Raw genomic sequence first — 12,972 nt, forward strand, 5'->3', positions numbered from 1 at the left:
TGCAGACGGCGCTTGGCCTGGCCCGGGTGCATCCAGACGCGCAGCCGGGCCGCGCGTCATCCAACGCCAACGCCAACGCCAACGCCAACGCCAACGCCAACGCCAACGCCAACGCCAACGCCAACGCCAACGCCAACGCCAACGCCAACGCCAACGCCAACGCCAACGCCAACGCCACCTCGCTTCACTTCACTTCGCAAGGACGACCATCATGAGCTTCTCGATAGACACGCTCGACCATCTCGTTCTGAACGTTGCCGACGTCGAGGCGAGCGCCGCGTGGTACGCGCGCATGCTCGGCATGCAGCGCACCGAGTTCGAGTCGCGCACCGGCACGCGTGTGGCCATGACCTACGGCACGCAGAAGATCAATCTGCGTCCGGCCACGGCGGACACCGTCGCGTGGTTCACCGGGCGCGAACCGGTGCCCGGCAGCGCCGATCTCTGTTTCATCACTACCGCGAGCCCAGCCGACGTCAAGGCGCACTGGCTCGCCGAGGGCGTCGCGATCGAGGCGGGCCCGGTGGAGCGCGACGGCGCGCGCGGCAAGATGACCTCGGTGTATTGCCGCGATCCGGACGGCAATTTGATCGAAGTCGCGAGCTATCCACGAACCTGAGCGAGGCTCGCGTTCAGCAAGCCCCACACCAGCCCCACACCAGCCCCACACCACCCTGGTTCAAACCTGATCCGAAGCCTGTTCGTCACACGCAGGCTTGGAAATTGCAGCCGATCCACCTATTCTCGGGACACGACGGGGAACTGCGGCCCGTCGAGCGGGTCTGCTGCTTATTCATTTACTGGAGCCCCTCATGACGCGTCCCGTCGATTCCGGCGTTATCCTCATTGCGCGTATTGCGCTCGCCGTGCTGTTTCTGTGGGGCGGCGTGATGAAACTGATGGGCTATGCGGGCTTTGTCGGCTACCTGCATTCGAAGGGCGTGCCGTTCGTGCAGATCGCCGCGCCGATCGCCACCGCGGTCGAAGCACTCGGCGGTCTGCTGCTGATCGTCGGCTTCAAGATACGTCCGCTGGCGCTCATCATGGCCGTGTACACCGTGGCGACCGCCGTGCTGGGCCACGACTTCTGGAATGTCACGGACGCCGCCTTGCAGCGCGACATGGTGATTCATTTCTGGAAGAACATCGGCATCGCGGGCGGCTTCCTGCTGCTGTTCGTGACGGGCGCGGGGCGCATCAGTATCGACGGTGCGCGCGCGCCGCGCGGCGGCTTGGGTCGTTGATCGCAAAGCTGCGGTAGTCTGTAGCGAGTGCCTGTGATTCTGGCTGTATTCAAGGGAGCAAAAAAATGATTCAAAGTTTCGAGCAAACCATTGGCGGCACGGTCACGCAGTTGTGCGCGAGTCTCGGCGAAGGGCCGACCCCGCATCGCGTGATCATCAGCCTCGCGGATTCGGCCAAGACGCTGGTCGTTCTCGATGCGTCCGGTTTCCTCAGTGCGATCAAGGCCGAAATCGAGGAGCCCGAGAAGCTGATCGCGGATGCGATCGCCAAAGCGCGCGATGAAGGTCTGATCGAACGTGCGATCGATACGGGCACGATTCAGGAGGCGTCGCTGTAAATCGAAGGCTTGGCGCCGCAGCATCACGCTGCTGTCAGCCGTGTCAACCGCAAACCCCCGCATTGCGCAAGCAATCAGCGGGGGTTATTTTTTGCATCGCCGCTGCAACGCATCAACGCGGCCGCGATTCCCCAACCCGCGCGCCACCGGCACTGCGCGACGCCGAGCCCGGCGCGTGCGGCTGCGGGTCCACGAAACAGCTCAGCACGCCGCCCAGCGCGAGCAGCCCCACGGAGATCGCCGTCGCGGCTTGCATCCCCGCGACGATCTGCGTAGCCGCCGCGCCGCTCGCGAGCGCACCGAATGCCGCCACGCCCACCGCGCCGCCGGCCTGACGCGCGGTGTTCAACACGGCCGATGCGGTCCCCGCGCGTTTGGCCTCGGACGAAGCCAGCACGGCGGTGGTCATCGCGGGAACGGCGAGGCCCATGCCCGACGGAATCAGCAGGAACGGCAACAGCAAACCGATCAGCGGCGTGTTGGCGCCGACCAGGTGCAGCAACCCATAACCGAGCCCCGCCGTGATCGCGCCGGCGATCATCGGCACGCGCACGCCGAAGTGTCCGACGACCCAACCGCTTGCGACGTTCGAGATCAGGAAGCCGCCCGTCAACGGCAGAAACGCGAGGCCGGCCTGCAACGGCGTATAGCCGCGTACGCGCTGCAGGTAAAGGCTCAGCACGAACACCATGCCGTAGTACGTCAGGTTCACGCAGATGCCGAACAGCACCGCGATGCTGAAGCTGCGCTTGCCGAACAGCGAGAGCGGCAGCATCGGCGACGCGACGCGCGATTCCACCGCGATGAAGGCGCTCGCCGCGGCGAGCGCGAGCACGAAACCGCCGGCCACGAGCGGATGACTCAGCCCCAACGGACGCCACTCGATCACCGCGGCGACGAACGCGGTCAACGCGACGATCGCGAGGCACTGGCCGCTCAGATCGAGACCGCGCGGCGTGACGGCATCGGTGCCGTTGCTGCCGGTTGCGCCGGCCACGCCGCCGGCGCGTTGCGGATCGCGTTGCGCATCACGCCGCGCATCACGCCGCGCCTCGCCGGAACGCGGCACCCACAGCAGGGTCGCGAGCAGCCCAGCCGCGCAGATCGGCAGATTGACGAGGAAGATGCTGCGCCAGCCGAACGCCGCGATCAGCAGTCCGCCGACCACCGGGCCGGCCGCGATCGAAATCGCGCCCGCGGCGGTCCACAGTCCGACCGCGCGAGCGCGCAGCTTCGGATCGTGCCCATACGAACGGTTCAGCAACGCGAGCGAATTCGGCAGCATGGCCGCCGCGCCGATGCCCTGCAACGCTCGCGCGCCGACCAGCATCGCGGCATCGAGCGCGAGGCCGCAAGCGAGCGAGGCGAGCGCGAACAGCACGATGCCCGCCGCGTACATGCGTCGCGCGCCGAGCCGGTCCCCGAGTGCGCCGCCCGACAGCATCAGCACCGCGAAAGCCAGCGTGTAAGCATCGACGACCCATTGCAGACCCGCGACATTCGCGTGCAGGTCCGCGCCGATTTTCGGCAGCGCGATGTTGACGATCGTCACGTCCAGCTGCGTGACGACGAAGCCGACGCTGACGGTGGCGAGCACCCGCCCGAGAGCGGGAGAAGCAGAGGAGGTTGCAGCGGAAGACGATTGGGATGAGGTCATGAGTAACGTGGCGACGACGCGTCGACGTTCACCGGAAAGTTGTGTATGCGAACGATTATGGGACATCGCCGGCCGGGACATTTCCATCCGTCGTGAAGTTTGGAATGCAAGCGCGGAATACGGTCCGGACGAAAGTCTCTCAGCCTGGCAAGCGCGTTTTATTACATCAGAAAGCTTTCGTTATAAATATGAAGGTAATAACCACGAAAGGAATGTTTCCCGATATCGCCATATGGCGATGCTTCAATGCCGTTGCTTCTGGCCCCCGGCTTGAAGTGAGCTTGCAATACCACCTACAAAAACCCAGCAACTCCACGCGTAATGGTCTTGGAGCGCTGAACAGCGAATCTGGAGCCCCCGAATGTTTCACCGTAAAGCGATACTTCCCACTGCAATCGCAGTGGCGTCGCTGCTGACAATCGCCGCATGCGGCAGCAGCCACAACAATCCCTCGAGCAGCACGTCGACGACCAGCGCCGTGTCCGCTCAGGACTCGCTGCAAACCGCCACGCCGATCAAGCACGTCGTCGTCATCTTCGGTGAGAACGTGTCCTTCGATCACTACTTCGCGACCTACCCGAGCGCGAAGAACGTTGCAGGCGAACCGGCGTTCTCCGCCGCCGCCGGCACGCAAACGGATATCCAGACGCTGGCTGCAGCCGGCCTGACTGGCTCGGCCAACCCGAACGCGCAAGCGACCTCGCCGAACATCGTGTCGACGACCGTCAACGGTCAAACGACCACGCCGCCGACGCTGGGCGGCGCGCTGACGACGACCACCGCGCAGCCGTTCCGCCTCGACCGCTCGCAGGCGAACACGAAGAGCCAGAACCACAGCTACTCGCCGGAACAGCTCGCCGACGACAACCTGAAGATGGACGCTTTCCCGCTGTTCACGTCGGCTAGCGGCATCATCGCCGGCAGCACGGGTCAGTTCGGTTCGTCGGCTCAGGTGCTCGGCTACTTCGACGGCAACACCGTCACCGGCATGTGGAACCTCGCGCAGAACTTCGCGATGAGCGACAACGCATGGACCGACACGTTCGGCCCGTCGACGCCTGGCGCGATCGAAGTAGTCTCCGGCCAGAACCAGGGCGTGACGGTCACGCCGAACATCAAGTCCGGCACGGCCACCAGCGGCAACGCGATTCCCGACGGCCAGGGCGCCTTCACGATGATCGGCGACCTCGACCCGACCACCGACGCCTGCTCGATCGCCGCGGAAAACAGCGGTTCGAACACCAGCCCGACCGGCATGATGAACGGCAAGAACATCGGCGACCTGCTGAATGCGTCGAACATCACGTGGGGCGGCTTCATGGGCGGCTTCAACCTGCAGACGGTCAACGCCAACGGCACGACGGGCTGCCTGCGCTCGACGTGGTCGGACGTGCTCGGCACCGCACCGGCCGACTACGTGCAGCATCACGCATGGTTCCAGTACTACCCGACGACGGCGAACCCGACGCACCAACGTCCGACGTCGACGGCGATGATCGGCTCCACGGAACCGACGCTGGACAACACCGCGACGCCGGTTCACCACCAGTACGACACCGACGACTTCTTCGCTGCCGTTCAGTCGGGCAACTTCCCGTCGGTCAGCTTCCTGAAGGCGCCGGCGATCAGCGACGGCCACCCGGGCAACTCGGACCCGCTCGACGAACAGGCTTTCGTGACGAAGGTGACGAACTTCCTGCAGCAACAGCCTGACTGGAAGAACACGCTCGTGATCGTCGCGTACGACGACTCGGACGGCTGGTACGACCACGTGCAACCGACCATCAAGAACTCGTCGTTCGACACGACGCTGGTCACGAAGGTCGGTACGGCAACCTTCACGGGTGCTGACCAGCTGACCGCTCAAGGCCAGTGCACGGGCACGGGCGCGACGCAGCCGCTGGGCATCAACGGCGGCGCCGTCAACGGCCGCTGCGGTCCGGGCACGCGTACGCCGTTCATCGTGATCTCGCCGTGGGCGAAGGCGAACTACGTCGACCACACGCAGATCACGCAGGCGTCGGTCGTCAAGTTCATCGAAGACAACTGGCTGGGCGGCAAGCGTCTGGGTCAAGGTTCGTTCGATGCAACCGCCGGCGACATCCGCAGCATGCTGAACCTGGCCGGCACGGGCAACACCCCGACCGTGTTCCTCGACCCGAACACCGGCACGAAGCTCGCTGCCGCGCCGACGTCCAACTGAGGCAGTTCGATACCTGAGTGAACTACGCGTCCCGTTCCGCCTGTCGCGCCGCATCGGCTCACGCCGTGGGCGGCGTGCGCGGCGGCGGGACGCCATCCGAATCGTAGTGGTCGAGCCGGCGCGGCAACGTGCTGGCTCGACGTCTTTGTGGGTTTTATCTCCGTCACTATCGCCATGAGCTCTCCGAACTCTGCCTTGCCGCCGTCGCTGCCCGCCGGTGCGCCCCGCGCCAACGCCAAACGTCAACTGTTGCGCGTGCTCGGCTGGACCGTCGCCGTCATCACGGCCGGTCTCGCGGCCTTCATCGCCTACGCGGCCATTTATCCGGAGCGGATGCCTCTGGCGATCGGCACCATCGTCGAAAACGTGACGGGCGCGAATCCGCAGCCGGTCGTGCTGCATGTGCCGCCCACCCAGCCGCTGAGCGCGGTTGCCTTGCTCGGCAAGCAAATTTTCTTCGACCCGTCGCTGTCGGCGTCGGGCAAGCAGTCGTGCGCGTCGTGCCATAGCCCCGATCACGCGTACGGCCCGGCCAACGATCTCGCGGTGCAGCTCGGCGGCCCGCACATGACGGACGCCGGCTACCGGCCGCCGCCGTCGCTCGCGTACCTGTATCGCCAGGCACCGTTCTCGATCGGCCCGGACGCGAACGACACCGACGCCGCGCCGGTCACGCTCGACCAGCTCGCGAGCGCCGCGAGCGGCACGCAGCGCGCGGTGAAGACCGCCGGCGTCGCGCCCGCCGCCCCCGCACTGGTGCCGCAGGGCGGCCTGTTCTGGGACGGCCGCGCGAGCACGTTGCAGGACCAGGCGATCGGACCGTTGATGAACCCGGTCGAAATGGCCAACACGACGTCCGACCAGGTCGTGCACAAGCTGATGGCGACCCAATACCTCGACCAGTTCAAGCAACTGTTCGGCGACCGCATCGTCAAGCAGCCCGATCTGCTGGTCGACGAGGCCATGTTCGCGGTGGGGCGCTTCGAATTCGAGGACCCGTCGTTCCATCGCTTCACCAGCAAGTACGACTACTGGCTGCAGGGCAAGGCACGTCTGTCGCAGGCGGAATTGCACGGGCTGCGTCTGTTCAACGATCCGGACAAGGCGAACTGCGCGGGCTGCCATTTGAGCAAGCCGACCGCCGACCATCTGCCGCCGCTCTTCACGGACACCCAGTACGAAGCGCTCGGCGTGCCGCGTAATCGCGACCTCGCGATCAACAAGGACCCGAAGTTCTTCGACATGGGCGTCTGCGGCCCCTTCCGTACCGACGCGGCCTCGCTGACGCAGTACTGCGGGATGTTCCTCACGCCGACGCTGCGTAACGTCGCGACGCGTCACGTGTTCTTCCACAACGGCGTGTATCACGACCTGCAGCACGTGATGGACTTCTACAACCTGCGCAACACGAGCCCGGAAAAGATCTATCCGCTCGACGCCGCCGGCAAGCCGCAAAAGTACGACGACATGCCGCAGAAGTACCAGGCGAACATCGACGTCGCCGATGCGCCGTTCGACCGCAAGCTGGGCGACAAACCGGCGATGACGGATGCGGAGATCAAGGACATCATCGCGTTCATGAACACGCTGAACGACGGCTACAAGCCGTAACACAGGCGCATGAAGCGCGGCGGGCTCGACGTCGCCGCGCCATCGACAATCTAACGCTGCAAAAACGAAAACGGCGCGCCCCTGGTTGGGGCGCGCCGTTTTACCTTGGCACGTTCAGCGGATGCTTCAGTGCGGTATTCAGCGTTGCGATATTCAGCGGCTTTGCGGCGCGTCCTTGATGAACAGCGTCGTCAACGCGCCGAGCACGCAGATTGCGCCGACATACATCGGCGCGGCCATCGGATTCGACTTCATCATCAACGACACGGCGATCGGCGTGAGGCCGCCGAACACCGCATACGCGACGTTGTACGAAAACGAAATGCCCGAGAAGCGCACCACCGGCGGGAACGCCTTGACCATCACGAACGGAATCGCGCCGATCACGCCGACGAACAGGCCCGCGAGGCCATACAGCGGCACCAGTGCGGAGGTATCGGCGGCGAGCTGCTGGAACATCGCGTAGTAGGTCACGGCCAACGCCAGACCGCCGACGAAAATCGTGCGGCCCGCGCCGATGCGCCCGGCAATCGAGCCCGCCAGCACGCAGCCGACGGTCAGCGTCAGCGTCGCCACGCAGTTCGCCAGCAGGGCGGTGGCCGGCGCAATGTGAAATTGCTTTTGCAGCAGCGTCGGCGTCATCAGGATCACGACGACGATGGCGGCCGACAGCATCCACGTGAGCAGCATCGACACGATCACCGCGCGGCCGTGGTCGCGCAGCACGGCCTTGAGCGGCACCTCGGCGGCAATCGCCCTGCGCTGCTTGAGCTCGGCGAACACCGGCGTTTCGTGCAGCCAGCGGCGCAGATAGACCGAGAACATGCCGAACACGCCGCCGACCAGGAACGGAATGCGCCACGCGTACGCGGCGATTTCCGCCGGCGCGAAGCTGCGATTGACCGCCGACGCGATCAGCGAGCCGAGCAGGATGCCGGCCGTGAGACCGGCCGTCAGCGTGCCGCACGCATAGCCGATGTGGCGCTGCGGCACGTGCTCGGAAACGAACACCCACGCGCCCGGCACTTCGCCGCCCACGGCCGCGCCCTGCATCACGCGGAACGCCAGCAGCAGCACCGGCGCGAATACGCCGATGGCGGCATAGGTGGGCAGCAGACCCATCAGCAGCGTCGGCACCGACATCAGCAGCACGCTCAGCGTGAACATGCGCTTGCGGCCGAACAGGTCGCCGAAGTGCGCCATGATGATGCCGCCGAGCGGACGCGCCAGATAACCGGCGGCGAAGATCCCGAAGGTCTGCACCTGACGCAGCCAGTCCGGCATGTCGGGCGGGAAAAACAGCTGGCCGATCGCCGGGGCGAAAAACACGAAGATGATGAAGTCGTAGAACTCCAGCGCCCCGCCGAGGGCCGCGAGGCCGAGCGTTTTGTAGTCGCTGCGCCCAAGCGGGCGGGGGGTGACAGCCTGCGCTCCACCCAGATTTGTCGCTTGCATTGCTATGTCGTTGTCTTTGAATTGGAAACCACGTGTAGCGCGTGGAAAAACGGCGGTCGTCGGGCGAGAAGTGTGGCAAGCGCGGGGGTGGAGCGCGAACACGGGCGCACCGGCCCGGATAGGGCGGCGCGATGACGACGGAAGCCAGCCGCGCATTTTACAGGACGAAAGCTGCCGACTTCGGGAAGTGCTTAATTCGATTGGAAAAAGTTCCCTCGGTTGGCATCTTTAAGTAGTCGGCGGCAGCGCCTGGGACGAAGCAGGTGGGGCGCGTGTAGGAATCGACGAAGCGTCTGTCGGCGAGAGTCGATTGACATGTAAATTAGGATTGCTCCTATGGGAGGACTCGGGTGCCGCTCTGAGAATTCGCGTCCGTGCTAACCCGTGAAGAGTCATCCATGCGCATCGCCATCCTTCAGCGTGACCCGCTTATGCGTCAATCGATCGAGAAGATTCTGATCGGCGCCGGCCATACCCTTGTGTCCTACGACGACGGCCTGACCATGTCGAAGTCGCTTGCGCGCTCCACCGTGGATCTGCTGGTGCTCGACTGGCAGGGCACGCGCCTCGGCGGCGCCGAGGTGTTGCGCTCGGTGCGCGCGGTCGGCGGCGAGCGGTTGCCGGTCGTGTTCGCGTCGCGCGATGCGTCGGAGGAGAGCATGGTGCGCGCGTTCGCCGGCGGGGCGGACGACTACGTCGCATTGCCGCTGCGGCCCGCGGAGTTCCGCGAGCGGATCGGCGCGTTGCTGCGGCGCGTATATCCCGAACGCTTCGGCGGCGAGCATTTCGCCGTGGGGCCGTACCGTTTCAACGCGCATCACCAGGTGGTCACGCTGCGCGACCGGGTGGTGCAGTTGTCGGGCACGCAGTACCGGTTGGCGTCGCTGTTCTTTTCCAACATTGGCCGCGTGATGTCGCGCGACCATATCTTCGCGATGGTGTGGGGCCGCGAGTTTCGCGAGTTCACGCGCACCATCGACAGCCATGTGTCGCGTTTGCGGCTGCTGCTGGAGATCGACGAACCGAACGGTTTCCGTCTGCAGCCGGTGTACAAGAGCGGCTACCGGCTGCTGCATCTGCGGCATGGCGAAGTGGCCGATCCGCGCAAGGAAGCAACCCGGCGTGGCCGCGTTCCGGCTGATGGGTTGATGCCTGAAGCTGACGGCGCGGTGTGAACCCGCGCCGCTTCGCTTAACCCGCGCCGCTCGAACCTGCCGCAAGCGCCGCCACCGCCGCCACCGCCGCCTAAACCTGCGGCAGCGCCGGACGCGTTTCCAGCGACTTGCGAATCAACGCCTCCACCGCGTCGCGTTCGTCGCCCGCCAGCGGCAGACGCGGCGGCCGCACCGGCTCCGTCCCCAGCCCGACCATCGTCTCGGCCAGCTTGATGTTCTGCACGAGCTTGGCTGATACGTCGAGCGCGAGCAGCGGTGCGAACCAGCGGTAAATCGCGCGGGCTTCCTCCAGGCGTCCCGCCTTCAGCAGGCGGTAGATCGCCACGGTCTCGCGCGGAAACGCGCAGACCAGCCCGGCGACCCAGCCGTGCGCGCCCATCAATATCGCCTCCATCGCCAGATTGTCGACGCCGCACAGAATCGCGAAACGGTCGCCGACCGCGTTGATCAGATCGGTCACGCGCCGCACGTCGCCGCAGGATTCCTTGATCGCGACGATCTTCGCTTCGTCCGCGATCTCGGCGAACATGTCGGGCGTCATGTCCACGCCGTAGGCAAGCGGGTTGTTGTAGATCATCAGCGGTAGCGCGCTCGCGGCGGCTACGCTGCGGAAATGGTGCAGCGTTTCGCGCCGGTCGGACAGGTAGCGCAGGCCCGGCAGCACCATGTAGCCCGCGGCACCGTGGCGGCTGCCGGCTTCGGCCTGGCGGCAGGCGTCGAGCGTGCTGTTTTCGGCGATGGTCAGCAGGACCGGGACGCGGCCGTGAGCGGCCTCGACGGCGATGTCGAGCACCTGAAGCTTCTCGTCCAGCGATAGCGTGGACGCCTCGCCGAGCGATCCGCACACGATGATGCCGTCCACGCCCGCGTCGATCTGCGCGTCGATATTCTTGCCGGTCCATGCGCGGTCTATGCTGAAATCCGCGTGAAACTTGGTGGTGACCGCAGGCCATACGCCTTCCCAGATATGCGCCACGACTGCTCTCCTGATGTGATGGGTTACAGCGCAGTGTAAGCAGGGAAAATCGCGCCGTCTTGCGTGAATCGCGCGCGGTGAATGACGATTTCGGCACAGCCAGGGTCGCGTTTAAACGCGTTCGGGTTATGCCGAAATCGTCACAATCCACGCTTAGTCTCACCAAGACTTGCACGCCCGCGATTTCTACCATGGGCGGCATGAAAACCATCGACATCATCGACTCGCACACCGGCGGCGAACCGACCCGCCTCGTGATCGCGGGGGGCCCCGATCTGGGCAACGGCACGCTGGCGCAGCGGCTCGACGTGTTCCGCACGCAGTTCGACGACTGGCGCGTGGGCATCGTCACCGAACCGCGCGGTTCGGACGTGGTGGTCGGCGCGCTGCTGTGCGAGCCGCACGACCCGACCTGCGCGGCCGGCGTGATCTTCTTCAACAACGTCGGCTATCTCGGCATGTGCGGCCACGGCACCATCGGGCTTGTCGTTTCGCTCGCGCATACGGGACGCCTCGGACCCGGACGTCACCGGATCGAGACGCCGGTCGGCGTGGTCGAGGCGACGCTGAACGACGACGGCAGTGTCGGTGTGCGCAACGTGCCCGCGTATCGCTATCGCGAGGCGGTGGCGGTGGACGTGCCCGGCTACGACGGCGTGTTGCGCGGCGATATTGGCTGGGGCGGCAACTGGTTTTTTCTGGTCGCCGATCACGGTCATGCGCTGGAGGCGTCGCGCATCGGCGAGTTGACCGCCTTCAGCGCGGCGATTCGCGACGCGTTGATCGCGCAGCGCATCACCGGCGCGGACGGCGCGCTGATCGACCATATCGAACTGTTCGGGCCGGGTTCGCGCGATGGCATCGACAGCCGCAGCTTCGTGCTGTGTCCGGGCAACGCGTACGACCGCTCGCCGTGCGGCACCGGCACCAGCGCCAAGGTGGCCTGCCTCGCCGCCGACGGCAAACTCGCCGAGGGCGCGGTGTGGCGCCAGGAGAGCATTATCGGCAGCGTGTTCGAAGCGAGCTATCGCCGCGCGGACGACGGCGTCGCGATCGTGCCGACTATCACCGGTCACGCGCACATCATGGCGCAGGGTCAGTTGTGCTTCGACGAGCGCGATCCGTTCGCGTGGGGCATACGCACGGCATGAGAGCGGATGCGCTGATCGTCGGGGCCGGGATTGTCGGCGCGGCGTGCGCGGCGGAACTGGCCGCGCTCGGCATGCGCGTCGAGGTGCTGGACGCGCACGGCATCGGCGTGGGCGCGACGGCGGCCGGCATGGGCCACATCGTCGTGATGAACGACTCGCCGGCCGAATTCGCGCTGAGCCGCTACGCGCGCGATCTGTGGCTGGACCTCGCGCCGCGGCTGCGCAAGCGCGATGCGTTCGCGCGTTGCGGCACGCTGTGGGTCGCCGCCGACGACGAGGAATGGCAGGCCGCCCGCGCGATGCACACGGCTTTCGACGCACAGGGCGTCGCCGCGCAGTTGCTCGACACGTCGGCGCTGAGGACTTGCGAGCCGGCGTTGTCGGAGTCGCTGGTCGGTGGCTTGCGGATCGAGCACGACAGCATCGTGTATGCGCCGGCCGTCGCCGAATGGTTGCTGACGCAATCGCCGGGCGCCGCGAATATTCGGGTGCGACTGGGCACGCCGGTCGTGTCGGTGGATGCGCGTGGGGTCACGCTGGCGAGCGGCGAATCGCTCGACGCGGGTTGCGTGGTGGTGGCCAATGGACTGGGCGCGCGCGATCTGTTGCCGTCACTGCCGTTGCAGCCGAAGAAGGGCCACTTGCTGATCACGGATCGCTATCCGGATCTGATTCGCCATCAGTTGCTCGAACTCGGCTACATCAAGAGCGCGCATCACGCCGCGGGCACGTCGGTCGCGTTCAATGCGCAGCCGCGGCCCACCGGGCAATTGCTGATCGGCTCGTCGCGGCAGTTCGACACGATCGACTCCACCGTCGAGATGCCGGTTCTCGCGCGCATGCTGCAACGCGCCGCGCGTTATCTGCCGATGCTGCCGACGCTCAACGGTATTCGCGCGTGGACGGGTTTTCGCGCGGCGTCGCCGGATGGGCTGCCGTTGATCGGACCGGCGGGCGACGATGCGCGTGGCGTCTGGCTGGCGGTTGGGCATGAGGGGTTGGGCGTGACGACGTCGCTCGCTACCGCGAAGCTGCTTGCGGCGCAGATTGTTGGTGCGGGCGATGCGGCGGGTTTGGGTTCTTCGTTGCCGATTTCGTTCGAGCCTTATTTGCCGGGGCGTTTTGCGCGGCGGGTGAGTTATGGGTAGCGCGGGCATGGGTG

General features: G+C 65.8%; 12 protein-coding genes. 9 read left to right on the forward strand and 3 right to left on the reverse strand.

Annotated features, from left to right (window positions below):
• The first annotated feature begins 26 nt into the window (after positions 1–26).
• From LFL96_RS30625 to LFL96_RS30640, 4 genes are all read left to right on the forward strand, one after another.
• Complete coding sequence (locus tag LFL96_RS30625) at positions 27–215, forward strand: hypothetical protein (protein WP_281001636.1); 189 nt, start codon at positions 27–29, stop codon at positions 213–215.
• A complete protein-coding gene (locus LFL96_RS30630; RefSeq protein ID WP_281001637.1) occupies positions 212–619 on the forward strand; it encodes a VOC family protein in 408 nt (135 codons plus the stop codon). The genes LFL96_RS30625 and LFL96_RS30630 overlap by 4 nt, the downstream gene beginning before the upstream one ends.
• Positions 620–812: 193 nt before the next feature.
• Positions 813–1,244 carry a DoxX family protein gene (locus LFL96_RS30635; protein ID WP_281001638.1) on the forward strand — a complete coding sequence of 144 codons (432 nt, stop codon included), beginning with the start codon at positions 813–815 and terminating at the stop codon, positions 1,242–1,244.
• A 65-nt stretch (positions 1,245–1,309) separates the two neighbouring features.
• Positions 1,310–1,582, forward strand: coding sequence for a hypothetical protein (locus tag LFL96_RS30640; RefSeq protein WP_281001639.1), 273 nt, complete (start codon positions 1,310–1,312; stop codon positions 1,580–1,582).
• 112 nt (positions 1,583–1,694) lie between these two features.
• On the opposite strand, the gene LFL96_RS30645 is transcribed toward LFL96_RS30640, so the two are convergent.
• Entirely contained in the window at positions 1,695–3,239 is a 1,545-nt protein-coding gene (locus LFL96_RS30645; RefSeq protein ID WP_281001640.1) for an MFS transporter, read from the reverse strand.
• Between the two features lie 361 nt (positions 3,240–3,600).
• Here LFL96_RS30645 and LFL96_RS30650 point away from each other — a divergent pair, with 361 nt between their 5' ends.
• Complete coding sequence (locus tag LFL96_RS30650; RefSeq protein ID WP_281001641.1) at positions 3,601–5,442, forward strand: alkaline phosphatase family protein; 1,842 nt, start codon at positions 3,601–3,603, stop codon at positions 5,440–5,442.
• A gap of 174 nt (positions 5,443–5,616) precedes the next feature.
• Positions 5,617–7,053: a cytochrome c peroxidase gene (locus LFL96_RS30655; protein WP_281001642.1), complete on the forward strand. Its 1,437-nt coding sequence runs from the start codon at positions 5,617–5,619 to the stop codon at positions 7,051–7,053.
• 153 nt (positions 7,054–7,206) lie between these two features.
• Here the strand turns inward: LFL96_RS30655 and LFL96_RS30660 are convergent, their stop codons facing one another.
• Complete coding sequence (locus tag LFL96_RS30660) at positions 7,207–8,508, reverse strand: MFS transporter (protein WP_281001643.1); 1,302 nt, start codon at positions 8,506–8,508, stop codon at positions 7,207–7,209.
• A gap of 398 nt (positions 8,509–8,906) precedes the next feature.
• Between LFL96_RS30660 and LFL96_RS30665 the strand changes: the two genes are divergently transcribed.
• Positions 8,907–9,683, forward strand: coding sequence for a response regulator transcription factor (locus LFL96_RS30665; protein WP_281001644.1), 777 nt, complete (start codon positions 8,907–8,909; stop codon positions 9,681–9,683).
• A gap of 70 nt (positions 9,684–9,753) precedes the next feature.
• Here the strand turns inward: LFL96_RS30665 and LFL96_RS30670 are convergent, their stop codons facing one another.
• Entirely contained in the window at positions 9,754–10,659 is a 906-nt protein-coding gene (locus tag LFL96_RS30670) for a dihydrodipicolinate synthase family protein (protein ID WP_281001645.1), read from the reverse strand.
• Positions 10,660–10,850: 191 nt separating this feature from the next.
• Between LFL96_RS30670 and LFL96_RS30675 the strand changes: the two genes are divergently transcribed.
• Both LFL96_RS30675 and LFL96_RS30680 read left to right on the forward strand, forming a co-directional pair.
• Complete coding sequence (locus tag LFL96_RS30675; protein WP_281001646.1) at positions 10,851–11,810, forward strand: 4-hydroxyproline epimerase; 960 nt, start codon at positions 10,851–10,853, stop codon at positions 11,808–11,810.
• The gene (locus tag LFL96_RS30680; RefSeq protein WP_281001647.1) at positions 11,807–12,958 is read left to right on the forward strand and encodes an FAD-dependent oxidoreductase; all 1,152 of its coding nucleotides are present in this window, start codon (positions 11,807–11,809) and stop codon (positions 12,956–12,958) included. The genes LFL96_RS30675 and LFL96_RS30680 overlap by 4 nt, the downstream gene beginning before the upstream one ends.
• Positions 12,959–12,972 lie beyond the last annotated feature (14 nt).

Source organism: Paraburkholderia sp. D15 (genome assembly GCF_029910215.1).
Taxonomy (GTDB): Bacteria; Pseudomonadota; Gammaproteobacteria; order Burkholderiales; family Burkholderiaceae; genus Paraburkholderia.

What these genes read in the sequence shown, in the direction of transcription:
- LFL96_RS30630 (WP_281001637.1), top strand. Translation starts at nt 212, where the DNA reads ATGAGCTTCTCGATAGACACGCTCGACCATCTCGTTCTGAACGTTGCC.
- LFL96_RS30635 (WP_281001638.1), top strand. Translation starts at nt 813, where the DNA reads ATGACGCGTCCCGTCGATTCCGGCGTTATCCTCATTGCGCGTATTGCG.
- LFL96_RS30640 (WP_281001639.1), top strand. Translation starts at nt 1,310, where the DNA reads ATGATTCAAAGTTTCGAGCAAACCATTGGCGGCACGGTCACGCAGTTG.
- LFL96_RS30645 (WP_281001640.1), bottom strand. Translation starts at nt 3,239, where the DNA reads ATGACCTCATCCCAATCGTCTTCCGCTGCAACCTCCTCTGCTTCTCCC.
- LFL96_RS30650 (WP_281001641.1), top strand. Translation starts at nt 3,601, where the DNA reads ATGTTTCACCGTAAAGCGATACTTCCCACTGCAATCGCAGTGGCGTCG.
- LFL96_RS30655 (WP_281001642.1), top strand. Translation starts at nt 5,617, where the DNA reads ATGAGCTCTCCGAACTCTGCCTTGCCGCCGTCGCTGCCCGCCGGTGCG.
- LFL96_RS30660 (WP_281001643.1), bottom strand. Translation starts at nt 8,508, where the DNA reads ATGCAAGCGACAAATCTGGGTGGAGCGCAGGCTGTCACCCCCCGCCCG.
- LFL96_RS30665 (WP_281001644.1), top strand. Translation starts at nt 8,907, where the DNA reads ATGCGCATCGCCATCCTTCAGCGTGACCCGCTTATGCGTCAATCGATC.
- LFL96_RS30675 (WP_281001646.1), top strand. Translation starts at nt 10,851, where the DNA reads ATGGGCGGCATGAAAACCATCGACATCATCGACTCGCACACCGGCGGC.
- LFL96_RS30680 (WP_281001647.1), top strand. Translation starts at nt 11,807, where the DNA reads ATGAGAGCGGATGCGCTGATCGTCGGGGCCGGGATTGTCGGCGCGGCG.